General features: G+C 42.6%; 24 protein-coding genes. 9 read left to right on the top strand and 15 right to left on the bottom strand.

What is annotated here, in order from left to right; genetic code table 11:
- Window positions 1-9: 9 nt before the first annotated feature.
- From MHB69_RS01690 to MHB69_RS01650, 9 genes are all read right to left on the bottom strand, one after another.
- Complete coding sequence (locus MHB69_RS01690; RefSeq protein ID WP_041116552.1) at window positions 10-1,626, bottom strand: YceG family protein; 1,617 nt, start codon at window positions 1,624-1,626, stop codon at window positions 10-12.
- Between the two features lie 70 nt (window positions 1,627-1,696).
- Complete coding sequence (locus MHB69_RS01685; protein WP_120208450.1) at window positions 1,697-2,512, bottom strand: HAD family hydrolase; 816 nt, start codon at window positions 2,510-2,512, stop codon at window positions 1,697-1,699.
- A complete protein-coding gene (locus MHB69_RS01680; protein ID WP_046313744.1) occupies window positions 2,509-3,618 on the bottom strand; it encodes a cysteine protease StiP family protein in 1,110 nt (369 codons plus the stop codon). The genes MHB69_RS01685 and MHB69_RS01680 overlap by 4 nt, the downstream gene beginning before the upstream one ends.
- Window positions 3,611-4,942, bottom strand: a complete 1,332-nt coding sequence (locus tag MHB69_RS01675; RefSeq protein ID WP_342496223.1) for a phosphoribosyltransferase family protein — start codon at window positions 4,940-4,942, stop codon at window positions 3,611-3,613. The genes MHB69_RS01680 and MHB69_RS01675 overlap by 8 nt, the downstream gene beginning before the upstream one ends.
- Entirely contained in the window at window positions 4,932-6,119 is a 1,188-nt protein-coding gene (locus MHB69_RS01670) for an HpcH/HpaI aldolase/citrate lyase family protein (RefSeq protein WP_342495928.1), read from the bottom strand. Before MHB69_RS01670 ends, MHB69_RS01675 begins: the two co-directional genes overlap by 11 nt.
- Window positions 6,120-6,218: 99 nt before the next feature.
- Complete coding sequence (locus MHB69_RS01665) at window positions 6,219-6,998, bottom strand: TerC family protein (RefSeq protein ID WP_034283214.1); 780 nt, start codon at window positions 6,996-6,998, stop codon at window positions 6,219-6,221.
- A gap of 139 nt (window positions 6,999-7,137) precedes the next feature.
- Window positions 7,138-7,716, bottom strand: a complete 579-nt coding sequence (locus MHB69_RS01660) for a TerD family protein (RefSeq protein WP_007498343.1) — start codon at window positions 7,714-7,716, stop codon at window positions 7,138-7,140.
- Between the two features lie 39 nt (window positions 7,717-7,755).
- Window positions 7,756-8,337: a TerD family protein gene (locus MHB69_RS01655; protein ID WP_039176267.1), complete on the bottom strand. Its 582-nt coding sequence runs from the start codon at window positions 8,335-8,337 to the stop codon at window positions 7,756-7,758.
- A 20-nt stretch (window positions 8,338-8,357) separates the two neighbouring features.
- A complete protein-coding gene (locus MHB69_RS01650) occupies window positions 8,358-8,960 on the bottom strand; it encodes a TerD family protein (protein WP_034283211.1) in 603 nt (200 codons plus the stop codon).
- Window positions 8,961-9,374: 414 nt separating this feature from the next.
- Between MHB69_RS01650 and MHB69_RS01645 the strand changes: the two genes are divergently transcribed.
- Both MHB69_RS01645 and MHB69_RS01640 read left to right on the top strand, forming a co-directional pair.
- The gene (locus MHB69_RS01645) at window positions 9,375-10,367 is read left to right on the top strand and encodes an LLM class flavin-dependent oxidoreductase (protein ID WP_041116544.1); all 993 of its coding nucleotides are present in this window, start codon (window positions 9,375-9,377) and stop codon (window positions 10,365-10,367) included.
- A gap of 210 nt (window positions 10,368-10,577) precedes the next feature.
- On the top strand, window positions 10,578-11,618 hold the full coding sequence (locus MHB69_RS01640; RefSeq protein WP_034283208.1) for an acyltransferase family protein: 1,041 nt from the start codon (window positions 10,578-10,580) through the stop codon (window positions 11,616-11,618).
- A 20-nt stretch (window positions 11,619-11,638) separates the two neighbouring features.
- On the opposite strand, the gene MHB69_RS01635 is transcribed toward MHB69_RS01640, so the two are convergent.
- Together MHB69_RS01635 and MHB69_RS01630 are read right to left on the bottom strand one after the other, a co-directional pair.
- Window positions 11,639-12,418, bottom strand: coding sequence for a glucose 1-dehydrogenase (locus MHB69_RS01635; RefSeq protein WP_342495927.1), 780 nt, complete (start codon window positions 12,416-12,418; stop codon window positions 11,639-11,641).
- 119 nt (window positions 12,419-12,537) lie between these two features.
- Window positions 12,538-12,966: a cell wall hydrolase gene (locus MHB69_RS01630; protein ID WP_024424361.1), complete on the bottom strand. Its 429-nt coding sequence runs from the start codon at window positions 12,964-12,966 to the stop codon at window positions 12,538-12,540.
- Window positions 12,967-13,493: 527 nt separating this feature from the next.
- On the opposite strand from MHB69_RS01630, the gene MHB69_RS01625 reads away from it, so the two are divergent.
- A complete protein-coding gene (locus tag MHB69_RS01625; protein ID WP_034283205.1) occupies window positions 13,494-14,555 on the top strand; it encodes a DUF4352 domain-containing protein in 1,062 nt (353 codons plus the stop codon).
- A 180-nt stretch (window positions 14,556-14,735) separates the two neighbouring features.
- On the opposite strand, the gene MHB69_RS01620 is transcribed toward MHB69_RS01625, so the two are convergent.
- The 3 genes from MHB69_RS01620 to MHB69_RS01610 form a co-directional block, all read right to left on the bottom strand.
- Entirely contained in the window at window positions 14,736-15,047 is a 312-nt protein-coding gene (locus MHB69_RS01620) for a hypothetical protein (protein WP_098677394.1), read from the bottom strand.
- A 157-nt stretch (window positions 15,048-15,204) separates the two neighbouring features.
- Window positions 15,205-16,380 (bottom strand): ABC transporter permease, encoded by a 1,176-nt coding sequence (locus MHB69_RS01615; RefSeq protein WP_098677393.1) that lies wholly within the window; start codon window positions 16,378-16,380, stop codon window positions 15,205-15,207.
- Entirely contained in the window at window positions 16,380-17,120 is a 741-nt protein-coding gene (locus tag MHB69_RS01610; protein ID WP_098677392.1) for an ATP-binding cassette domain-containing protein, read from the bottom strand. The genes MHB69_RS01615 and MHB69_RS01610 overlap by 1 nt, the downstream gene beginning before the upstream one ends.
- A gap of 161 nt (window positions 17,121-17,281) precedes the next feature.
- Between MHB69_RS01610 and MHB69_RS01605 the strand changes: the two genes are divergently transcribed.
- Window positions 17,282-17,983, top strand: a complete 702-nt coding sequence (locus MHB69_RS01605) for a LytTR family DNA-binding domain-containing protein (protein WP_095407650.1) — start codon at window positions 17,282-17,284, stop codon at window positions 17,981-17,983.
- Between the two features lie 11 nt (window positions 17,984-17,994).
- Complete coding sequence (locus MHB69_RS01600; protein ID WP_098677391.1) at window positions 17,995-18,960, top strand: GHKL domain-containing protein; 966 nt, start codon at window positions 17,995-17,997, stop codon at window positions 18,958-18,960.
- A gap of 33 nt (window positions 18,961-18,993) precedes the next feature.
- On the opposite strand, the gene MHB69_RS01595 is transcribed toward MHB69_RS01600, so the two are convergent.
- Window positions 18,994-19,923: an aldo/keto reductase gene (locus MHB69_RS01595; protein ID WP_034283198.1), complete on the bottom strand. Its 930-nt coding sequence runs from the start codon at window positions 19,921-19,923 to the stop codon at window positions 18,994-18,996.
- Between the two features lie 159 nt (window positions 19,924-20,082).
- On the opposite strand from MHB69_RS01595, the gene MHB69_RS01590 reads away from it, so the two are divergent.
- The 4 genes from MHB69_RS01590 (at window position 20,083) to MHB69_RS01575 (ending at window position 23,787) form a co-directional block, all read left to right on the top strand.
- A complete protein-coding gene (locus MHB69_RS01590; RefSeq protein WP_240491085.1) occupies window positions 20,083-20,547 on the top strand; it encodes a DUF1453 domain-containing protein in 465 nt (154 codons plus the stop codon).
- 18 nt (window positions 20,548-20,565) lie between these two features.
- Complete coding sequence (locus tag MHB69_RS01585) at window positions 20,566-21,780, top strand: sensor histidine kinase (RefSeq protein WP_061110423.1); 1,215 nt, start codon at window positions 20,566-20,568, stop codon at window positions 21,778-21,780.
- Window positions 21,777-22,433: a response regulator transcription factor gene (locus MHB69_RS01580; protein ID WP_061110424.1), complete on the top strand. Its 657-nt coding sequence runs from the start codon at window positions 21,777-21,779 to the stop codon at window positions 22,431-22,433. The genes MHB69_RS01585 and MHB69_RS01580 overlap by 4 nt, the downstream gene beginning before the upstream one ends.
- Window positions 22,434-22,746: 313 nt before the next feature.
- Complete coding sequence (locus MHB69_RS01575) at window positions 22,747-23,787, top strand: DUF4352 domain-containing protein (RefSeq protein ID WP_034283192.1); 1,041 nt, start codon at window positions 22,747-22,749, stop codon at window positions 23,785-23,787.
- Window positions 23,788-23,792: the final 5 nt, after the last annotated feature.

Below are 23,792 nucleotides of genomic sequence, written 5' to 3'. Positions count from 1 at the left end.
TTGATCTCCTTATCGGTTTTTAATGGATTGAAATAACTTTCTAACGATGGACGGCTCTTTAAACTCCTGGTTCATGACCATCTCATCAAGCCAATGGGTATCAAATAATTGGTCATCGATATACCGTTCGATACACTGATATCCCGCCGGATGATATACGAAGAGATCCACACCCATTTCATTTAGGAAAATCAGGGCGGCCGCATCAGAGCGAGTCAGCTCACCATTATATTCTGTATGGTATAAAATCACTTTCGGTACGGTTTGTGCGTAATCAAAGGTTTGAATCAGTTCAATGAGATCCTGGCTTAAATGCAGAACCTGCTTGAATAAATAAATACGGACATCTAATTCGGTTTCATTGCCTTCTTTTAATAGCTTCGGATGCTGACAGATTCGAGATATCGCCTCTGCAATCGCACGCTGCGTACCCTCATATAGATGAGAAAACTGCCACACATTGCTTTTCATTAATAAGTCAGGATCAATCTCTCCAGCAGAAGAAAGTGCATGCTGATAATGAAATTGATAATTCGATGTCACTTCTTTCGTAAAAGGAAAATGGCGAATGGTCTTCGTCTCTTTCCCTTCCATTAACGTGTGAATGCGATCCCAGTATTCACGCTTGTCTCGTGTGACACCCATCATTTTCGCAAAGAGGTTTGGAATCTGTATCGTGTCTCGGTCTGCTTTGAAATTCGGGCGGATAAAGGATCGTTCCTTTGCAATTAAAAACAGCTCATCATACGTTGTCTTGAGTGTAATGGAATGAGGAGTATGATCTCTGAATTGCCACGGCTTATAGAGCATTGAATCTTCCGTGTGAAGCACCTCTTCAAGCTCTCTTGTCGAGCGGTACGCCACCGTTGATTTCCTCTCAGGCTTTTCAGCAGGGAACGGCTCAAGCTTTGAAGTTCCCGGGTACTGATCAATAAAAGTCAGCTTTTCTTCTGGATCTAATTCGCGGAACGAATCCTTGCCTTCTGGATGAAATAGGACAACATCACAGCCAATCAGCATGACATAGTAAAGAAAATAAAGCTGACTTTTATTCGCCTCTCCATACCAAATAACAGCCGGCATTTTTTCTTCGATATTGACTTCCTTCAGCCATGGACCTAGATGATTATTTGAAAACTTCACGACATCCAGCAGGACCCGGCGGAAATCAGGATGCTGAAATCCACCCTCGTGCAGCTGCTTGAAATGCTCAAACACCTTGATCAATGAAAGACGGATATGCCGGTTCATCACAGGGTTTGGATGGCGTACAATCAGCTGTTCACCATCTAAAAAAGCCACAAAGCGATTTACGGACAATCCCTTTTCTTCTTGGTTAATCAAATGAATACGCTGCAGTGCTTGAAAATGCTCCGGCTCAATATGGCGATTGAGTGTTTCACTTAAAATATGCATGCCGTCTGTTTCGTATAATTCATGTAAATAAATAAAATAATCGGTTGCATCATGCGGAGTTCCAAGGACCCGGGCGGCGAGACGCGGCAAGGACAGCGTATGCTCGTCCTTTACATAACCGTCTCTTTCAGGGAGCGGCTTTTTCAGCACGTTTTTCCAGGCTTCCTGCTCCGCCCGTGTATGGGTGACATTGATTTCTTTATAACTCACGCCGCTCCTTCCTTTCTCCTATATTTTCTCGAAAGCTACTACTATCATATCATTCAGCCTTCTACTTCTGCTATCGAATCGAAGGCTTTTTTGCGTTCATCATCTGCTCGATGACACAAGCGGTGATTTCATCTGCTGCGGCCATGCCAGATGCTGCTGTCGGCTCAAGTTCTGGATCAAAGCCTAGAACTTCTCCATGTCTTGGGGCAAAGCCCATATCTGACTGACGAATGAGCCCCGCATCTAACAGGGAATCACCCGCACCATAGACGTATTCTAGCTGCAGCCTGTCCTTTAGAAAAGCAACAGCATCCCACTTATTAAGCGGCTGGGGAATAAAATAAAGCTTCCGTCCCTGAAGAGAAACCTGCCATCCTCTCTCCTCACCCCACAGCTTCAATTCAGCAAGCGGAATGTGAGATAGATACTCCTCTTTCATAATCAAATAAAGGAATCTTCCCTCTGCTGTACGGGTACGCTTCACCCATGCCGCAACTGGAAGCTCGGAGATCGCCCTCAGCATCTCTCTGACTGGCATACACTCCCTAAGTCTCTCATCAACAATGGCCTGCCAATCCTCAAGCGGCTTGCCATGATGAAGAATACAGCCCCCGTTTGTTGTGACAGCATACTCAGGTTTAAGCTCTTGCTCAAAGAAGGTGATTCGTTCATACTGTGCAGTTGTTCTTGTCGTCACTGGAATGAACCAGCCTGATTGATGAATCGTATGCAAAGATTTTTTCGTTTCAACAGACATATAGGAAAGCGGCCTTTCGTCCAGCACCTCAACTAAATCGTACTCTCCTTCATACGCATACTGCTCAAGCACTCGATGTGAGTAAATCAGCGTCCGGTCTAAATCACTGGCAAATGCATATGTCTTCATGACGTTTGCTCCAGCGGACGAATTAATCCACAGCACGTGTAGGACATATTGGCATATTCAATGACAGGAACACCTCTGTCCTCAGCCAAAAGCAAAATATGCTTCAGCTTCTCCTGAGATCCAGGCTGAATTAAGATTTTCCACGGGATTCTTCTAAGCAGCACGCGGGTCGTCTCACCAACACCCGGCTTAATCAAATGGGTATTTTCAATTTGAAACTCCTGACCGATTGCTTCAATGGATGCCATTCCCCGCCAATCTGCCGGCGTCCCCTGCGTAAGGATGGTTTCTGCTTTCTCTTGTACATTTGGTTCAAGGCTGGAAAATGCTTCTTCAATCGTATCCACATACAGATTGGACACATCCTCATCGAGCAGCTCTTTATAATACTTTGCCCCATGGAAATCATCGGCATTGATCCAGCGGTTGTTTAGTACCGTACGACTGACAAGTCCAGACACCGTCGAATTCAGGCAGGCACTTGGAATGAGAAAGTCCTCTCTCGTTCCGTATACATGTGTACAATAGCCGGGGTCTGCCAGCACAGCCAGCTCACTCGAGAGACGTACACCATACTTTTTTTCAAAATCAAAAACAGCTTTTTGGAGCTCTTTCGAAATCGCACCTTTTCCAGTCCATCCATCGATAAAAGCAATTTCAAAACCTGGATGTTCTTTCAGCATATAATGCAGTGCATTCTCGTCTATTCCGCGGTCGCGAATAATAGAGATGCTGTAATGAGGCAGATCGACACCATACGTCTTTCGAATATATCGTTTGATCAGCACCCCGATCGGTGTCCCCGCACGCGCCAAACTGCAAAGCACGGTTTGGAAGCCTCGCTTCTTCACAATCTGTTCTGCTACAACAGCTACTGCTTCTGCTACCTTTTCCTTACTTTCTTCAAGAGATTGATAGAATAAAGTCATATAAGATGCCGTTGGTTTGTACTCAATTGGCAGCATTTCTGAATAATGCGCACCGCTCTGAATCGAACGCTCCCGCTCTTCTGTACTTTTCTCCATCTCAATAGAGGATAAATCTTTGAGTAAGAAGGTTACATCCTGCTCTGGATAGCTCCCCATCTTTGTATACACATTAGCCATTCACCTTCACCTCGTCTGATAATGTCACAATATGCACGTGCTTCACATGCCGCTCAGCAAATAAGTGAACAAGCGGAAGCAATGCCTCCTGAGAGACCTTTTTCTCAAAAAAGAGAAATACATCATCATATTCACCTTTTGGAATGTTGTACACGTAGTGCTGAATTCGGGCATCCTCTGGATTCATAAAGGTAAACCCATTTTGGACAGCGTATCCATCCTTTTCGACTGGGTGAATAGGACTTCTCGTTGTTGAATGAAAGAGAACACCTTGCCCCATGTGTGCAGACAGTCTCATCGGCACATACATCAGCTCACCTGTCCCTAAGCAGAGTGTTTGTTTTCCTTTGCGTTCCTGCCGCAGCCTCAATCCCGCTTCAGCAGCTGCTTGGTCGAGCGCTTCCGTATCTGCTGCCTTTAAACCAAAACGGCCCGTTTCATGTATATATGGCGAATGACCCGCCGAATTCGCTGCATGAGAAAATGAATACGGCACTTGCTTAAAGAAAGATTGAAGAGAGTGAAAAGAGAGACTTGGCTGATTCTCTTGCTCCGCAATCTCATACGAATAAGCTGGCTCATCGAGCGTTTTGCCTCGAAAAATCATCTGCCCTTTTAATAAAGACAATGATGTGATGTGAATTCCAAGCTCCTCTTCAAGCTGGCTCATGGCTTTCTCATGCTCCTCCGTCCGCCAGTCCAAAATGGAAAGAATGGTATAAGAATGCCTTGGATACTTTGCATGAAGGTCACGAATGATGTTGATATTTGTACGGCCTGTCGTGACTTCATCATCTACTAACACGATGGGGCGGTCTGTGCGAAGTAATGCTTCGTCTGCATAACAAAGCTGATCTGTTGCATGCGAATGTTCTTCTTCAAATACCAATGACGGGTCAAGACCCAGCAGCTGTTCACGTGTCGTATGAATGTATGATGCGCCTTCTATCACATCATACACACCATGTCCAAGGGCTGTTGCCGTTTCCGCAAAGCCGATGACGACAGGCTCATTGCCAGCTGAAAGCTTTTCTTTTTTGAGTGTTTCATAGGCTGCCGTTAACACCTTGTGATCATCCGTCTTGAGTGCCTCGACGATAAGATCTTGGTGCGGGGGCGTCTTTCCCGTTTGCTCTTTGGCATATGCCATCGCTAAAAGACCCGAGACAAGGAGCGGTTTTACTGGATGAACAGGAATATGCTTTCCAAGCACCTTACTAACGAATAAAAAGGCTCTTTTTTTGTTCACCCTTGCCGCCATCTCAAAAAGATGCTCTTTTTCCAGCTGAAGCGCACCTTCTTTGAGGTCAATCTCAACCTCCATATGTTCCAAGATGTTCAGCGTATGCCGCTTCTGATTCTGTGAGTATGTCGATATAGCTTCTATTTTCATGAAACACCCCGTAAATGTCTGACTTAATTAATATGTGCTCTGCCCACCTGTAATGGGGCTTCGTTTCATTCATCTTATTAGAAAAGGCACTCTTCATCACGCCAACTGTACCGTCAGCATGTTCCAGAATGCTTAATGCATCCAAGTACTCTTCCTTTGTCACAACGTACATGCTTTGCACTGGCTTGAGATGTGTTGGATGGATCACTGTCTTTCCATGTATGCCGTTGGCTACATCGAGTCTTGTCTCTTTGAGTAAACCTTGTACGTCATCGAATTCAGATAATGACAGCTCACCGCCCTTAGAAAGCGCACGGATGAATGGTTTTTGTTCCTTTCGCGCAGAGCCAAAATGCTCCCATACAGCACCTGATACAACAAAGGAACGGCCAAAATAATTGATAATATCTGTGATCAAATCAGCAATCAATCTGATTTCATAAATGGTGGTGTCGCGATCACGGCGAATGCCATATAGGCCGCAAAGATCCGTTGCCCCAATACGAATATTCAAAATATATTCTTCATCATTCAGCATGATCTGCTTTAACTCAGACAGCACCGTATATCTTGTTTCTTTTTCTAATAAATCGGGTGTTTCCAAAATGGGCATACCGTACAGCGTTGTCTTCGTTTGTGCGGACGCCTGTTTCAAGCTGTCCAAATAATCCTTCGCATTATGAATAGAACACTTTGGAAATACAAAACCCGTCAATAAACGAAGAGATGAACCAAGCAAAGCTGCCATTTTGAGCAGCTGCTTCGGCGAACGAACCCGAATAAATAAAAGCGGCATTTGTTCAGCCATTTCAGGTGTATGTGTTAATTTGTCCGACAGTTTGGCGAGTTGTACCACTAGATTCTGTTCAGCCATTTCCACTTCTTGATCACCGATGGCATCCTCTAAACAAAATACAACAGAGCAAAGCGCTTCATATTTCTGCGACAGCAGCATGTCTGCTATATCCTGTCTTGTCGCAGGCATATACAAAGTAGCACCTAATGCATGCGCAAGTACGTGCCTTGGCGTCATCAAATGCATCGCCCCCGGCCGTTTGAAAAAAATATCGTGCTGCCTCGCCTCTGATAAAAACTGAAAATACCGCATGCTGTGCCACCTCCTGTTGTTGAGAGAAAATCGAACAAATGACTTGATGATTCAAAAAAGGATGGAGCCGCTAATCAACTCCATTCCTTTTTGATCGTCCTATTCTTCTTTTGAAGCCGCAGCTTCGTTTGTCACTTCTTGATGTTTCTTCTTATTGATTTTATGAACAATAAACGTTCCGATAAATGCTAGGATAATAATCGCAAAGAATACAAGATGCGGGATTTCAATGTGAGCAGCACTCAAGCCCATTTTGATCGCAATGATCCCGATGAGAATAAACGCTGTATTCTCGAGCTCTGGAATACGGTCAATGAGAACAAGGAATAACTGCGCGACTGTACGCATCATGAGAATTCCAAGCATTCCGCCTAATAGTAGAATCCATACTTCCTCAGATACAGCGAATGCTGCAAGAATACTATCAACCGAGAAGGCAAGGTCCATAATTTCAACAGAAATAACGGTTGCCCAGAACACACCAAAGACACGAACCATCCAGCCTTCTTTTTTCAGTTCCTTCGCTTCATCATCGCCGTCACCTAACCAGAAGTGCTTAATAACAAGCCATGCTAAGTAAGCAGCTCCGAGGACCTTAATCCACCAGAACTTAATAAGCAGCATCCCTACGCCAATGAATAGAAAACGGAAGAAATAAGCGCCAATTAATCCGTAGGTTAATGCCTTTTTACGCTGCTTTTCTGGTAAATGTTTCACCATTACAGCTAATACAAGTGCGTTATCTGCAGATAACAATCCTTCAAGCACGACAAGCGTCCCAATAAGCCCCCAAGAGACAGGGTCTGTTAATACCTCTGCCCACATATGCCAATCAAAAAACGAGGCATATGTATCCAACATATGTTTCAAAATGTCCAACTGGTTTTCCTCCTATAAGTGTAGAAGCATCAGCAGGCTTTCGCCTGCTGCTATTCTTGATCGCTGTTTCTTTCTCACTTAGGAAAGGCCCTCATATGAGCTTTTGACAGCAACTCTTGAATTGATTTGTTTCTCTTATTTACACTTCTAACCCATAATTTTGACAAAGAGCTGCAAGTCCGCCAGAGAATCCGCTTCCGATCGCGTTAAACTTCCAATCACTTCCGTGTCGGTACAATTCACATACCACAACAGCTGTTTCAATTGAGAAGTCTTCGCCTAAATCGAAGCGAATCAATTCTTCCCCGCCCTCTTCATTTACAACACGAACAAATGCATTAGAGACTTGTCCAAAATTTTGGCTGCGCGCCTCTGCATCATGGATCGTAACTGTAATTCCGATACGATCAATGTTAGCAGGAATTTTCGAGAAATCAACGAGAATTTGCTCGTCGTCTCCATCTCCCTCACCTGTACGGTTATCACCTGTATGAGTGACACTGCCGCTCGGATGCTGAAGGTTATTATAGAACACAAAATCTGTATCTTGCTGACAACGATTATTTGCATCCACCAAGAAAGCCGAAGCGTCCAAATCAAATTCGGCTCCGCCAGAATATTTATTCGTATCCCAGCCAAGACCGATCATCACTTTCGTCAGCCCTGGGTTGGTTTTGGTTAAATCGACACGTTGTCCTTTTGAAAGCTGAATCGCCATATTCGTATCTCTCCTGTCTTTGAAAATAGGAAGTTATCGTTATCCGATATCTAAGCCAAAGTCCGTTGCAATGCGGGCAAGACCGCCTTGATAGCCTGATCCGACAGCTGAGAATTTCCATTCCCCGCCATGACGGTATAATTCACCTACAATAATGGCTGTCTCAATTGAGAAATCCTCTGCCAAATCGTAGCGAATGAGTTCTTCATTCGATGCTGCATTTAAAATACGTACATATGCGTTAGACACTTGTCCGAAATTTTGACTGCGTGCTTCTGCATCATGAATCGTAATGACAAATGAAATCTTCTCAATACTTGCTGGTACAGCTGCAAGGTCAACATTGACCTGCTCGTCATCTCCGTCCCCTTCGCCAGTGCGGTTATCGCCTGTATGTACGACACTTCCGCCTCCGCCAGTTGTTTGGTTGTAAAAGACAAAGTCAGATGGAGAGCTTGCTTTACCTGCCGCATCTAAAAGGAATACACTTGCGTCTAGATCAAAGTCATGTCCGCCGTCATACTTATTGACGTCCCAGCCAAGACCGACGACTACTTTTGTTAAACCCGGATTCGTTTTTGTTAAATCAATTTTTTGGCCTTTCGCTAAAGAAATTCCCACTAGGAACCTCTCCCTTCTGTTTAAATATAGTTTCTCGTAATATCGGCAAGCTTCGCATCATTTGTACCATTTCCAAGCGCCGCAAACTTCCACTCATTCTCGTGGCGATAAAGTTCTCCGACGATTAACGAAGTTTTTCCTGCATAGTCATCTTTTAAATTATATTTCACTAATTCTTGATTGTTTGAACGATCAACGATGCGAATGTAAGCATTTTGAATCATACCAAAGTGTTGGTTTCTTCTAAGGGCATCATAAATGTTGACGACAAACACCAATTTATTCACATTACCCGGCACCTTGCTCAAGTTGACGAGGACTTGTTCATCATCTCCGTCTCCTTCACCAGTCAGGTTGTCACCTGTATGCTCCACACTGCCGCATTTGCTTTTTAGGTTGCCAAAATAAATCAAATCTTTATTTTCCGTAAACTTATCATTTTTCAGCATGAGCACTGAAGCATCACAATCAACATCAGCGCCGCCTCCGCCGCCAAACAGCTTCCCTAAAAATCCGCCGCCTTTTGATACAGGGTCCCAGCCAAGTCCAACAAGAATATTCGTTAGCCCTGTTTTCCCTTTTGTTAAATCAATACGTTGACCTTTTTCTAATGTAATCGCCAAATCAATCACTCCTCCAGCATAATAAAAATCTATTTATTAAGCGATGGACCCTATTAAAATCATCATACATGAAAATTCGACAAAATTCATGAAATGACATTGGAGCCTCTTACTCTTTTTTCTATTTACTAGTATATACGATCTATGTTCAAGATAGGTTTCAAACACTTTATATTTTTTTAACGAAAGATGCACATTGGAAATGGTTCATGTCGTTAATGAAGTGTTTCATGTGAAACATTGTCGAAAGTTCCCGTTGAACAGCTCTTGCTGATAAGGAGTGTATTGATGTGGTTTCATATGTTGATATAGAAAAGATAAAAGCAAAGGATCAAAGGATAAACCCTTTCGTTTCCTTCCATCTATGGATTTCTTTATACTTATATTCAGCATGTTGATGAAAGGATGTTGATGATGCCATCACTTCATATATTAGATCAAGTCGCCATTCCTAAAGGTCAGACAGCGCAGGAGACATTGATTCACACAACGCAGCTGGCTCAGCTGGCTGAAACGCTTGGATATGAGCGCTATTGGTTTGCTGAACACCACAGCACAAGAGGGCTCGCTAGTACAGCGCCTGAAATATTAATGGCTCATATTGCGGCTCATACATCAACCTTGCGTACCGGATCTGGCGGCATTTTACTTCCTCAGTACAGTCCTTTTAAAGTAGCAGAGGTCACGCGGCAGCTTGAAGCCCTTTATCCTGGACGGATTGAGATCGGAGTCGGCAAATCTCCGGGCGGGATTGAAAGGACGAGACTCGCTTTGACGGACGGCGTGCATAAAGACCTGTCTCAGTTTGACCGCCAGCTGAAGGACCTTCTTTTTTACTTATCAGACAGCCTGCCTTCTGGCCATCCGCATGCAGGCGTGAAAGCTGCTCCGCTTGTTGATGCTCATCCACCGGTTTGGCTGCTTGGGCTGGGAGAAAATAGTGCCATGCAGGCGGCGGAGCTTGGAATCAACTATATTTTTGGCCACTTTATCCATCCTGCACGCGGCACACAAGCATTTGAGACGTATCGATCACAATTTTCTCCATCCGTCTTTTCCAGCCAGCCACAATCTATGTTTGCCATCTTTGTCATCTGCGGTGAAACCGATGAAGAAGCAGACAGGATCGCCAGCAGTACAGATTTATGGCTGCTGCGTGTTGAAAAAGGACTGGACAGCCGCGTTCCTTCTATAGAAGAAGCAAATGCCTATCACTACACCACACAGGAAAAGAAAAAAGTGCTGCAAAACCGCCAGCGGATGATTGTCGGCTCGAAGGAAACGGTGAAAGAGCAATTACAGATCTTGATGGACCGCTATCAAACGGATGACATCATGATTCTGAACAATTCCTTTGATCCGATTGAAAAACAACGTTCCTTCAAGAGAATAGCAGAATTATTTTGAAGCCAGCTTTCCAGGCTTCTTTTTTACATTGTCATAAAAAATGGGAAATGTAACATCAAGATGTCAAAATCCTTCCGTCTGTCATCTGATCGCAAATGTGTCTTCTAATCGTTAGCGAACTGTAAACGCATAAGAGGTGTACCTTTTATATAGTAGAGGTACATATTCAATGACCGGTTTACGCCGCTGAGAAAGAAGGAGATGACAGACATGAAAAAGAGACTCGATTGGGTAGATGCAGCTAAAGGAATTGGCATTCTGCTCGTGGTCATGGCGCATGTGCCCATTCCAGATTCGCTCAAGCAATTCATTTACTCTTTTCATATGCCGCTTTTCTTTTTACTATCAGGCATGATGTTTCGATCATCCTCATCCCCTGCTCTGTCATTTATTCAGAAAAAAGCCAAAAGCTTACTCTTGCCCTATCTCTATTTCTCCATCATTACGTATGTATTTTGGTTCTCCGTTACCCGCTTCTTCGCATTCAAGGGACAAACGGATATTGACCCTTTCGTTCCGTTTACAGGTATTTTCATATCCAATGCAGATGAAGCAAGACTCACACATAACCCTGCGATTTGGTTTTTAACGACGCTCTTTTTAGTGGAAATTTTATTTTTCTTTATGCATCGTCTGACAAAAGGAAAACCCGCTGCCGTGATCTTGCTGACTGTTCTTTGCGGAGGTGCTGGATATGCCTCTACCTTGCTTTTAGATCAAAGTCTTCCTTGGAACGCCAATGTCGCCTTGACGGCTGTTGTGTTTTATTCAATTGGATTTTTAGCAAAGCAATGGTTTGTGGAATTAAAAACAGATCCAACCCTTCTGTTATGTACAGGTCTGCTTGTGCTGACGGCGTACATGCAGAGCTTTAATTCACGGATCGATATGCGCGTCAACGACTACGGTGATCTCTTTATTTTCTATGCATGTGCTCTACTCGGTTCAGCTGCCGTGATTTATTTAAGCTTTAAATTGAAAACTTCCCCTATTTTGACGTATCTAGGGCGAAATTCTATTGTCATTCTTGTCTTGCAGTTTGCCGGCATCGATATCATGAAAGCATTTGTTTTTTATGGACTTGGTATCAATATTGCTGATACAGCGCAGCTCTCTTGGACACTTTTTTATACGATCGGCACATTGCTGCTCATGGTGCCATGTATCTCCTTCCTGAGCAAGTATCCGATGCTGCTCGGCAAAACAGCCAAAGCGGCACAACGCTACGAACAAAAAACATCCGCCGGATGAACAGGCGGATGTTTTTTAGATTAATCATTAATTTGAGAAGGATAAAGTGTCATTCCGCCATCCACAAATAAGGTGGTGCCTGTGATATATGCCGCTTCCTTAGAAACGAGGAATGCAGCAGCGGACCCAATCTCCTTCGGTTCACCAAAGGTTCTCATCGGAATTTTCTCAAGCTGCTTTTGTTTTTTCAATTCATCCTGTAAATCATCATTCGATTCGGTTGCCATGGTACCCGGCGCAATCGCGTTGATTCGAATACCTGCTTCGGCATAATCAAGAGCCAGCGTCTTCGTCATCATATTCATTCCGCCCTTTGAAGTGGAATAATGAACATTGAACGGGCGCGGAATTTCCTGATGGACACTGGAAATGTTTAAAATGGACCCTTTGATGTCATGCTCCATCATATAGGCGAGCGCAGCCTTTGCGCCTAAAAATGCACCTGTGATATTCACATCGATGACGTTTTGCCATTGCTCCAGCGTCATCTCATGCGGCAGCGCTTCTTCGCCGTTGAAGCCTGAATTATTGACGAATACATCTACTGTACCGAAATGCTCCAGTGCTGTATCCATGATGGCTTGGATGCCTTCCTCTTTGGAGACATCTGCGTGTACTTTCACCGCCACACCTCCGTGCTTCTGAATGGCTTGTACGGTCTCTTCAGCTCCATCTTCATCGCCTTTATAGTTCACAACCACATTCATTTCCTCTTGTCCAAACCGCAATGCGATCGCTTGTCCAATTCCTTTTGAAGAGCCTGTGACAATGGCTGTTTTCCCTTTTAAATCTTGATACATCTTTATTTCCTCCATTCACGTGCTTCATCTTGTTGATACACAATGGTTACCCATTTTGGAAAAAACAAAAACACAACCCTCTGTATTCGTACTCTAAGAGGATTGTGCGTTTCATCAAGCTAAAAGGTGTTATAGACATTTTCACACGTTTCGGCGGTTGGCTGATAAAAGCAATGCGACTTATACCTTGCCACAAACGGCTGATTGTACCAAGTCGCCGGACAATCGCCAGGCGGTTTAAAATACCAAAGGCTGAATTTTGCCGGCCAAAAACGTTCTCCGTTAATATTTCTCCGCGCAAGTGTTTTTTCCGTTTCTCGTGCTCGTTGATAAAAGTAACCATGCGTGACCGCTTCGAATGCATGCTCCTGATAAATCATTTGTGGAATCGTACGCAGCCCTTTAAAGTCAGAGCAGTTGGCACGCAAACGATTGATGCCCACGTTTCCTACGAGCAGCATCCCTCGCCTCCCTTCACCTTCTGCCTCTGCTCTCAGCAGTCTGGCCATTAAATCAATATCAGAGCTTGTCGCTCTTACCACTGCCATATATCCACCTCCAGTTCGTTTCTCTTTTATTTTATGTAGTGTTTCTGTGTAGATGACTGCCATTTTTACATGAAAAAGCATGTTCAGTGTCGGCAGCCTGTCTAAATTTGCTGGACATGTGTCTCGCTGCCAACAACACTCAAACCAAGTGACCATATACATAACAGGAAGAAATATTCATTACTATATACTCATTTACAAGTCATAAAAATCCTTCTAATTGCGACATCATCTTCAAAAACAGTCATTTGAACCTATTCAATAATCCGACTCAAAACCTTAAAATATAAAATGTTGAGTTTCTACAGGAGATATCAAATAATAAATTACAAGTTTCTCCTCTCAACTTAGTGTCATTTTTACTACTTGAAGCCAATCAACCTCAGAAACGCACTGAGGTATTGACAGTACTTTCGCTTCATTCTACAGTAAAAAACATACAGTATTTTTCTTTTTGTGCAAAAAGAATGATATGAACTACAGCTTTTCAATGAAATTCACCATAAACCCGAGGAGGAAAACACGCCATGTTTAAAAAGAAATTATCCCTGTTTCTTCTGATCTTGTGTGTAACTGTTGTCGCTGCTGCTTGTAGTGGTGGAAAAGACAAAACAGCTGCGAAAGAAAACGATACCAAAAAATCTCTTGATGCAGCAGAGGTAAAGGTAGAAAGTGCTGAGTACACATTACCACCTCAATACGATACATCTGTACAGGATGATCAGTATGTACTAAAAGTGAATGTATCTGTAAAAAATATCAGCAAAGAGCCTCTCAATGTTGATAAAAGCAACTTCACGCTTTACCAAGATGACGCACAGGTATCTACGATCTCTCCAGATGACTACAACGAAGTATTATCTTCAAGCTCTTTAAATGCAGACAAAGTCACAAAAGGCGGTCTTTTCTTTGTTGTTGATAAAGAAAAAGACTATCAGCTTGTGTACACAGAGCCAGGCAGTGGTTCTAAAAAAGATGACAAAACACTAGAGTTCGATATTAAAGGTAAAGACTTAATGAAAAAAGCAGATACACTTCAAGCATCTGCAAAAGCTCTTTCTTCTTATATTGATGTGATGATTTTTGGTAAGAAAAACGACGATTTTGAAAAACTAACAGGTGATAACAAATCAACTGTTGTGAACGAATTTGATAAATCATTCAAGCAAGGCTATATCACTTCTTCTGGTATTTCTTCTAGCTCAGCGAAGGACGAAAACCTCGATAAGCTTTTAAAAGCAGTGAAAGAAACATTAGCTGAAAAATCAAAAGTATCAACAAAAACAAAAGCGATCAGTGGTGATAAAGCTGTCGTGACTGTGACTCTGACACCAATCGATGCAAGTCCGCTTGTCGATCGTTTGAAAGAGAAAGCAACTGAGTTCTACAGCAAAAACCGTTCAGCTTCTTATGATGAAGCGCAAAAATACTTACTATCGATTTACCCAGATGAGTTTAAAAAATTAGGACCATCATCTTCTGAAGAAACAGTAGAAGTCAACATGAAGAAAAATGATATCGACCAATGGAAACTTGATTTGAACGATTACAAAACAAGCTCATTAGTTGAGAAATTCATCAAGAACTAAAGGAAAACCCCCGATCCCGGGGGTTTTTTCTTAATTTATTTCGGTTGTTTCCTATATTTGATTCCGAAATACAGAGAAGAAAGCAAGAAAATCGCCAGCCACACCCACTGAATATCCACCATAAATATAGTAATGGCTGCTAATATAGTGAGATCGGGCTTTTTTCATATCGCGAATATTTTATAAAGATGAATTCCTCTTTTCAGCTTCATATTCTTTAATGATCTCAATTGGATCAACCGCATCTTCCTCTTGTACGTATTCCTCTACATAAGGAGTTGTTAATTTTTCAAACCTTTGCTCATCGTCTATTAAAGCAATATAGACATCATATCCCTCATAATCAGAAGGGAATAACGTTGCAGTAGAACTACCGGTTTCTAAAGCCTTGTCTATTGCATTTCTTAATTCTAATAAACCTACCCTGTTTCCCAAAATAAAGGCTTCAAAATGGTGTGTTTGCTGAGCATATATATTACATAGTCCTAACACATCATCGTCATCTGTTTGATAAGACCTACCCGAACTTCTTTATTTGGCAAAATTAGGATAATTATATCATTTCCTCTTCCATCATGCTATCGCGAGCCTCTTTTATATGAATCTCTGAATATAAAAAAACTTGCAGAACATATCTGCAAGTTTTTCTTTATTTCGCAAGCATCCATTTCTCTTTCATAAACAAGCTTCTGACGATGACAAACAGGATGACGACTGCCAAGGCTGAGGAGCCGAGTGTCAGGGCGATGGACATTGGATCGATGATACCAAACATCAATTGCTTACACAGCGCATGAATATTGAGGAATGGGATGGCAAAGTAATACGTATCTAGCTGCGTAGCACCCGCTCTCATGGTAAAGAACATTGGGAGCACACCTAGTGTAATGATCATGGACATGTACGACTGCGCTTCTTTGACTGAGCCCGACATCACACTGAGCAGCAATTCAATCATGGATACCATGAAGGAGAAGATGATAAGCGCCGCAAACATGACGCCGATAATGCTCCACATTTGATCACCAAAGTTCAGAGCTTGCTTCAGCTTTTCTGTAAAGAGCAAAGTGGATAGAAGCAGCATCCCGATCGCCACAATCCCACTTAAAATACCGAACATAGAGACAGCGAGCCATTTTCCGATGAGAATCTGGAGTCTGCTGGCCGGTGTCAGGAATAAGGCTTCAATTGATTTTCGGTCTTTTTCACCTGCTACAATATCAAGCGCTGCCGGCAAAGCTCCTGAGATCACGGAGGTCACCAAAATCATTGGAAGGAGAATCGACAACAGCATAGCGGTCACTCCATTTTCCCCTTCATCACCTGCTTCTACATCAACGGACTGCACTTCAAACGGATGTATAACGGACGTATCGATTTGATCCGCTGCTAAGCGCTTCTCGACCACCTGGTTTTGATACTGCTCCAGCAATGATTGCAGCATTTGAACGGTGATCACTGAATCATCATCTGTCGTATATCCATGAATTTTAATGGCGAATGGCTTTTGATGCTTGAGCATATCACCTGCTTCTTTCGGCATTTCCAGGTAAGCATTTGCCTCCCCATCCTTGACGGCTTGCTGCGGATCATCAAATGTTTCAAGGTTTAGGTTTTTGACCTCTTTGATCATTTGGTTCATTTCGGCTGGAAGCTGTTCATTGATGGCGACTGTATAGGCTTTATCCCCTGGATCTGCAATCATGCTTTCATAAAAGAACACCAGCCCAAGCATCGTCAAAAGAGGAATCAGCACGGTTAAGAGTAACGTTTTTCTGTCCCTTAGCGCATCTGTCATTTCTTTCAAAAAGACGGTTTTCCACATTATGAAATCCCCCTAGCGAGCTTCGACATAAAGATATAGTTCAAGTCTTCACTTTGTTCCTGTGCATATAATTCTGGAAGTGTCCCTTTGTACACAAGCTCTCCTTGATGAATCATCATCACACTGTCGCAAAGCTGGCTGACTTCTTCCATGATGTGGCTTGAAAAGAGGATCGTTTTATTTTGCTGCTTGAGCTGATGGATAAAATCTCTGAAAATATTACTCGACGTGATATCTAAGCCTGTTGTCGGCTCATCAAATAAGATAATGTCAGGATCATGAATTAACGTTCTGGCAATCGCCACCTTTTGTTTCATCCCTCTTGAGAATCCTTTCACCTTGCGATCCATATATTGTCTCATTCCAAAACGCTTTGCCAAATCCTCTATTCTTGCTTTGATTTCATGCTGATCTAAGCCATATAATTTGCCAAAGTATTCAAGGTTTTCTCTTGCCGTCAAACGGTCGTAAAGCCCCGTCTCTCCGCCAAACAAGACACCAATTCGTTTTTTCACTTCTGTTGCTTCTTTCACTGTATCAAAGCCTGCAACAGTGACTGTTCCGTGTGTAGGCTCTAATAATGTGGCTACGGCGCGCAATAATGTCGTTTTTCCTGCACCATTTTCTCCTAAGATGCCAACGACTTCCCCTTCCTTCACGGAGAACGTCATATGTTTCATCGCTTTCACGACTTTTTTCTTATCTTTAAACCAGCAGCTGCAATCGCCGAGAGTAATCATTTGGTTCGCCCCTTTCAACTTTCTAAGTCTATGATAGAAAAAATAACGCTTGCCTGATATAAAAATGTCGCGAAACGTCCTTTTTCTGTCTTGAAATGATCTATTTCAAAAAAACAAATGGTAAAATAGACAAATAATAAGAATAGTCATAGGTGATTTTTATGATAAAAGTAGGTCTCGTCGACGATTACCGAGTAGATTTAGAAAAGCTGCACGCCATTGTAGGCAGGATGGAGGCTGTGGACATTGTCTTTGTCACGCAGTCAGCAGAGGATGCATATGAGAAGGTCAAACAAGGAGACATTGATTTATTGTTCGCTGACATTGAAATGCCTGGAATGTCCGGCTATGAATTAGCGGACCTCATTCACTCTCACGCACTGAATGTCGATGTGGTCTTTGTGACAGGAAACAGTGGATATGCGGTCCATGCGTTTGATTTGAATGTACATGATTATATTATGAAGCCCTACCAAGCTGATCGAATTGCCAAATGCTTAGAGCGTTATATGTCCACCAAGCAGGAGAAAAGCATTCATGGACGGCTTCTCATTAAACAGCAGTCAGATATTCATGTGCTGCAGAAAAAGGATGTCATTTTTGTTGAACGAACGGGCCGCTCAACAACTATCGTGACAACGACAGGAGATATTCAGACCTATCAGACATTAAACGAGTTAAAGGGCGATCTGGCTGAAAAGGATTTTATCCGCTCCCACCGATCGTTTATCATCAATATTCATTACATTAAGAATTTCTCGGCGTATGCTAAAAATTCGTATATCGTGTCTTTTGAAGGTACAGATAAAAAAGCCATGATGACCAAGCAGCAATTAGAATTCTTTAAGAAATACTATTTTTAAGGAGAACGAACGTGAACGCTTTCTATCTTGGATTTCGCATTTATGCCCTCATATGGTTAGGTCTTGCGTTTCATGCAGCTGCTGAAGCCTTTCTGCCGTTACCATCCATTGTGTTGTGGCTTCTTACCTTTTGCACGATGTGTGTTTATACATTTTTCATGTACAAAAGATTTTTGCCTCATACGAGTGGTGATGTGATATTAGGCGCTTTTCTACTCATCACCTGCGCAGGTCTTTTGCTGTTTGTAACGCAACCGAATGGGCTGACCTATCTTTTGGCGCTCATCATGATGGTGACAGTTGATATCCTCTCATTGAAGGTGATGCAGACAGAAAAACAGTTAAATGGACGGCTTCAAGAGCTCATAAAAGCAGAATCAAGAACCAACGAATTACTTCTTGAGATGCGCAGTAAACATCATGAAACAGCCAGACATTTAAATGCCTTTTCCTCGTCGAACGACGAGCGTGAGATCAAAGATTTGATTCAGCAATACGTCAAACATTTCCCATGGATGAAAGGCGAAAATGCTTATTTGGCCTCTACCCTACACTCCTTTTTGGAGCGGGCTGAGAAAGAGGACATTGCACTTTCACTAGACCTTCAAGCACCCTTTTCATCGCTTCCCTTTTCAAAGGCGGATCAGGTTAGTTTTACTGGCAACCTGCTTGATAATGCCCTAGATGCAGCGATTGAAGCGAAGCAAGCCGGAAAAGAGGGCAGCATCTCGGTCACGACCTCTATTCGGAGCGGATTATTTTTAATCCATTGTGAAAACAGCACAAAAGGTATGGAAAAACACGTGCTAGATCATTTATTCAAAACTTTTGGCCGTTCGACAAAAGGCGGCGATCATCAAGGCATGGGGACGTATATCATTCAACAGCTTGTTGAAAAGGCAGACGGTACACTTGATTTCACTTACCGTTCTCCAAATTTGCGGCTCGTCATCAAAATCCCTCTCACCATGTCATAAAAAAAAGGTGCATAGCTGCACCTTTTTTTAGTGTTAAGAGAAGATTTTATCAATTTGATTGATTTCTTCTTCTGTTAATTGAACATCGTTTGTTTTTAGGTTTTGCAGCACTTGGTCTGCTCGTTTTGCCCCTGGAATAATAGCATCAATGCCATCCTGCGCTAAGAGCCAAGCGAGTGCGACGTGTGCTGTTTCTGCATTCTTTGATTGAGCAATGGCTTTTAGCTTGTCTACTTTTTCGAGATTTGAAAGGAATGCATCGCCTTGGAAAAGCGGGTCCTTTGCTCGAATATCATCAAATGTCGCATCCTTTGTAAATTTCCCGGTCAACAAGCCTGATGCCAATGGGAAATAAGGAATAAAGGAGATCCCATGCTCGACGCAGTACGGAAGAAGATCCTGCTCTGCCTGACGTTTCAGCAGAGAATACTCCGATTGAAGCACGTCTAAGTAGCCATCTCGGTTAAAGGCTTGAAGCTGTTCAAAATCAAGGTTTGATGCACCGATTGCCCTGATTTTTCCTTCATCCTTCAATTCCTTTAATGTGCCTGCTACTTCTTCGAGCGGCGTGCGTCCGTCCGGGAAATGCATATAGTACAAGTCAATATAATCAGTTTGCAGCCGTTTCAGGCTATTTTCGACCTGCCCTCTTAAGAAATCACGGCTGTTATCAAGTTCAATTTGGCCGTTTACTTCTTTATGAGCCCCTTTTGTCGCAAGGACAAGCTTTTCTCTGCCGCCTCTTTTGGCAATGATCTCACCGATTAATTCCTCTGAACGGCCCAGCCCATAAATAAAAGCAGAATCTAGGAAATTGACACCTTGATCAAGAGCCGTCTCCACAAGCTCCCGTCCAGCATCCTCACTTAGATTCGGGAATAAATTATGCCCCCCTACTGCATTCGTACCAAGCCCTATCGGATTTACCTGCAAATCAGTTCGTCCAAGCGTTACCTTTTTCAAAAGCTCATCTCCCTTATCTACATAATCATCCTTATTTTCCCACGAATCATTTCCAACATTCAAGTATACCGCTCTCTAAAAATCAACCTGCAGGTGGACGCTGCGAAAATAGAAGATGCGTATGATGAAGATAGACTAAAATGAAAAGGAGATCTTCTCATGACCATTCAAATTGTCATCATTATAATTATTCTGCTTTTAAGAACGGGCAAGGAAAAAGAAATCCGCCCCATCAGGCTTCTCATAGGACCGCTCATTTTATTAGGCACACTCTCTTATTCCTTTACCCAGCATATTGAAATTACGGCGATGAGCCTGCTTGCAATGATTGTCTTTGCACTCACAGGTTTTGCAATCGGGCTATGGAGAGGTAAACTATACAAAGTAACATATGATCAACAGTCGGGGCGTATCACCGCCGCCAGCTCACTCTATGGAACACTTTTTTTCATCGGAATCATCCTTATCCGGATGACAGTAGGTTCAATTGTACAGGATGGCGGTCATTCCCTGATTATTTTCGCAAATGGCCTGACCTTCCTTCCAATCGGCAGTATGATCGGATTACGTTTTATTCTTTTAAAAAAATATATGAACATCAAGGCATCTGCTGCTATAAACTGACAGACAGGAGTTTTTGATATGAACCTTCAGCAGCCACTCAAGCTTTTAGGTCAAATAAGGCGAAAATTCGTATTAGGCCTTGTATTGATCTATATGTATATTCAAATGTATGAGCCCCTTTCAATAGGCGAATTGGTGTTTCGAACCTTCGTCTATTTGGTGTTTCTCCTTTGTCTTTTTCCAAAAAGCAAGCTGTCACCTAAAAAGCAATTTTCTATGCTCTTCTTAATGTGGATTCTGACACATCTCTTGTGGCTGGTGACAGGTCAGATTCAAGACAGTATTGGGCTGACCTTTTTTATGATTGGCTTTATCGCTTTTCGTTTTTCAGAGGCGCATCACCCCTATCTATTTGCTATCATCTTTTTCACTAGTGGGATCAGCTATTATGTAAACGATTTTTCTTGGAACATGGTGATCACTCTCCCGCTATTCCAGCTGCTTGTGTATACACTTGTTTTGATTTCTAGAATGCGGCGGCGTGAACAGGAATTAAAGGAAGAACACTTCGGAGAATTGCAATTGGTTCACAAGGAATTATCAGAAGCCCATGAACAATTGAAAAAGGCGCATATGGAGCTTGAAGAAGCGACCGTTCAATCTCTCCAATTTGCAGTGCTGGAGGAGCGAAGCAGAATTGCACGTGACCTGCATGACAGCATCGGACACCAATTAACCTCGATGATTGTCCAGCTGCAGTCTTTGCCCTACCGTTTAAAGCAGGAAGAACCAGAGCAGATGGAGCAGACGTTTCAGGAGCTGATCAATATTTCCAAAAATTGTCTCACCGAGGTTCGTTCTGTGGTTCATCATATGGCGTCAGATGATGCAGGTCTCGGACTTGCCGGACTTCGCAGCCTCATCAAGCAAGGAGAGATATCGGGTGAGCTTGACATTCACTTTCATACAGAGCAGCTTACGTATAAAAAATGGCCGCTCTCCGTATCTGAACTGCTTTACCGCATTTTACAAGAAGCCATCACCAATACAATTCGCCATGCCAAGGCGACCGTGATGACCATTACACTATATAACCACCAGCATGAGCTGATGATGAACATTGAAGACGATGGATATTTGACCAGCGAAAAAGATCTTTCATTTGGCTTTGGGCTGTCAGGCATGAAAGCACGGTGTGACGCAGCAGGCGGTTCCCTCAAGACGTCCATACGCGACCCGCACGGCTTCTGTATTCATATTCAAATTCCTATCAAGGAGGACTCCAAGGCATGACAAACCCTATTAAAATTGGCATTATTGATGATCAGCCGCTGATCCGCCAAGGATTTCGTTATATTGCAAGCGCTCAAGAGGATATTAACGTCATATGGGAGGCGTCAGACGGTCAGGAGGCGGTTGCGCTTTGCTCGACCAACACTCCAGACGTACTGCTGATGGATGTACAAATGCCTGGAATGGATGGCATCACAGCAACAGAGCACATTTTAAAAAAGCATCCAGATGTAAAAGTTGTGATTCTCACGACCTTTGATACGGAAGAATACGTCTTTGACGGAATTCGTGCAGGGGCAGTCGGTTATTTGCTGAAGGATACAATGCCTGAGGAATTAATTGAGGCCATCCGCACCGCCTTTGCTGGTGAATCTGTCTTTCGAACGGCAGCCTCTGAGCACATGATGGCACGAGCTCTTCAGCAGGCAAACGATACACATCACACTCATCTGCTTCACGAATCATTCACAGAACGTGAACGCGATGTATTACAGCAAATGGCCTATGGCTTAAAGAATGAAGACATTGCTGATCAATTATTTATCAGCAAAAGTACGGTAAAAACGCATGTGCACCGTATTTTACAAAAGCTCAATGCACAAGACCGTACACAGGCTGTCGTCTTCGCCATCCGGCACCGCCTCGTGAAATAAAAACTACCTTCACTTCAAGATTTTTATACAAAAAACATTTAAAACCTAAAATAAATCTATAAATCAATACTTATTAACTAGTATATTGTGCTTATTTAATTCCTTATTTTATAGATGATTGTGTTAAAAATGATCAAAAATAGGGACTAAAACCTATTCCTCATCATGAATGAATTTCGATAGAATGAATAGTGCAAATCGTCATTAGGATATTTTCCCCTTTAACACCCGAATATACCATTCTATCTGTTTCTTTTTTCTTAGTCAGATAGCGGGAATGAAATGACGAAAGAAAAGCAAAGGAGCATCAACTGTGAATCTTAAAAAAATAAGTGCACTCCTCATGATTTCATTCGTGATGATCATCTCTGCAGCCTGCCAGAGCTCAGCCAAATCAACCGACGCTGATCAAAAGTCAACGAAAACAGCAGAGGTAAAAGTTAATAGCTACGAATATACGTTACCAGAAGACTCAACAACTACCCTGAGAGACAATGAATTGGTACTAAAAGTCAATCTGACGATCACAAATAAAGGTGACAAAGCCCTTTCATTATATAACTCTGACTTCTCCCTTTATCAGGACGATGCCAAAGTATCTGATTTAAAATTCTACGGCAGCAAAGACCGTCTTGACCTTGGTTCATTGAACAAAGGCAAGTCACTTTCAGGAGCACTTTATTTCCTAGTAGACAAAGGGAAAAAATATCAGTTTGTTTATCAGGACAGCATCAAGAAAAACAGTGATTCCATCCAAATCGACCTAGATGGAAACAAAATACTCGATTCAGCAAAAAAGCTGGATAACCCAGCAAAAGCGTTATCCGCTTATACCGATATTATTGTTTTTGATAAAAAGAACGATGAATTCGCAGATTTAACGGGTGACAACCAATCGGATGTCGTCAATAAATACCATGAGATGTTTGTAAAAGACTTCAAAAGAAGTGCAGGAATATACGGAAATGAAGTGAGTGACCGAGATATTCTGTCGATGTACAAACGCATTCAAAACACCATGAAGGATAAAGCGAAAGTAGAAACAAGTGTGAAAACCATCTCTGATGACGAAGCAAAGGTTGTCGCTCAAGTAACAGGCATTGATGCTTCTAACTTAAAAGACAAGCTAGACAAGCAAAGAGACGAGTTTTACAACGGAAAAATCCGTTCAAAAGAAGAATTGTATAAAAAAAGCTTAAACATGTACGCATCTGAATTTGAAAAACTTCCTCCCGTTTCCAGCCCAGCTGAATATGAAGTGAAAATGAAACGTAATGGGGAGGGTCAATGGAAAATTGACCTCAATGATTATAATACAGAGCAGTACATGAGTGGTTTTATTAAAACGAGATAATCTAA

It is taken from the genome of Bacillus sp. FSL K6-0994 (assembly GCF_038630815.1).
Classification (GTDB): Bacteria; Bacillota; Bacilli; order Bacillales; family Bacillaceae; genus Bacillus; species Bacillus safensis.
Note: the sequence above shows the minus strand (reverse complement) of the source record. Positions and strands in the feature narration are given on the sequence as shown.

What these genes read in the sequence shown, in the direction of transcription:
- MHB69_RS01685 (WP_120208450.1), bottom strand. Translation starts at nt 2,512, where the DNA reads ATGAAGACATATGCATTTGCCAGTGATTTAGACCGGACGCTGATTTAC.
- MHB69_RS01635 (WP_342495927.1), bottom strand. Translation starts at nt 12,418, where the DNA reads ATGTATCAAGATTTAAAAGGGAAAACAGCCATTGTCACAGGCTCTTCA.
- MHB69_RS01615 (WP_098677393.1), bottom strand. Translation starts at nt 16,380, where the DNA reads ATGTGGAAAACCGTCTTTTTGAAAGAAATGACAGATGCGCTAAGGGAC.
- MHB69_RS01645 (WP_041116544.1), top strand. Translation starts at nt 9,375, where the DNA reads ATGCCATCACTTCATATATTAGATCAAGTCGCCATTCCTAAAGGTCAG.
- MHB69_RS01680 (WP_046313744.1), bottom strand. Translation starts at nt 3,618, where the DNA reads ATGGCTAATGTGTATACAAAGATGGGGAGCTATCCAGAGCAGGATGTA.
- MHB69_RS01610 (WP_098677392.1), bottom strand. Translation starts at nt 17,120, where the DNA reads ATGATTACTCTCGGCGATTGCAGCTGCTGGTTTAAAGATAAGAAAAAA.
- MHB69_RS01580 (WP_061110424.1), top strand. Translation starts at nt 21,777, where the DNA reads ATGACAAACCCTATTAAAATTGGCATTATTGATGATCAGCCGCTGATC.
- MHB69_RS01625 (WP_034283205.1), top strand. Translation starts at nt 13,494, where the DNA reads ATGTTTAAAAAGAAATTATCCCTGTTTCTTCTGATCTTGTGTGTAACT.
- MHB69_RS01630 (WP_024424361.1), bottom strand. Translation starts at nt 12,966, where the DNA reads ATGGCAGTGGTAAGAGCGACAAGCTCTGATATTGATTTAATGGCCAGA.
- MHB69_RS01640 (WP_034283208.1), top strand. Translation starts at nt 10,578, where the DNA reads ATGAAAAAGAGACTCGATTGGGTAGATGCAGCTAAAGGAATTGGCATT.
- MHB69_RS01660 (WP_007498343.1), bottom strand. Translation starts at nt 7,716, where the DNA reads ATGGCGATTCAGCTTTCAAAAGGACAACGTGTCGATTTAACCAAAACC.
- MHB69_RS01585 (WP_061110423.1), top strand. Translation starts at nt 20,566, where the DNA reads ATGAACCTTCAGCAGCCACTCAAGCTTTTAGGTCAAATAAGGCGAAAA.
- MHB69_RS01670 (WP_342495928.1), bottom strand. Translation starts at nt 6,119, where the DNA reads ATGCGGTATTTTCAGTTTTTATCAGAGGCGAGGCAGCACGATATTTTT.
- MHB69_RS01675 (WP_342496223.1), bottom strand. Translation starts at nt 4,942, where the DNA reads ATGGAGGTTGAGATTGACCTCAAAGAAGGTGCGCTTCAGCTGGAAAAA.
- MHB69_RS01590 (WP_240491085.1), top strand. Translation starts at nt 20,083, where the DNA reads ATGACCATTCAAATTGTCATCATTATAATTATTCTGCTTTTAAGAACG.
- MHB69_RS01605 (WP_095407650.1), top strand. Translation starts at nt 17,282, where the DNA reads ATGATAAAAGTAGGTCTCGTCGACGATTACCGAGTAGATTTAGAAAAG.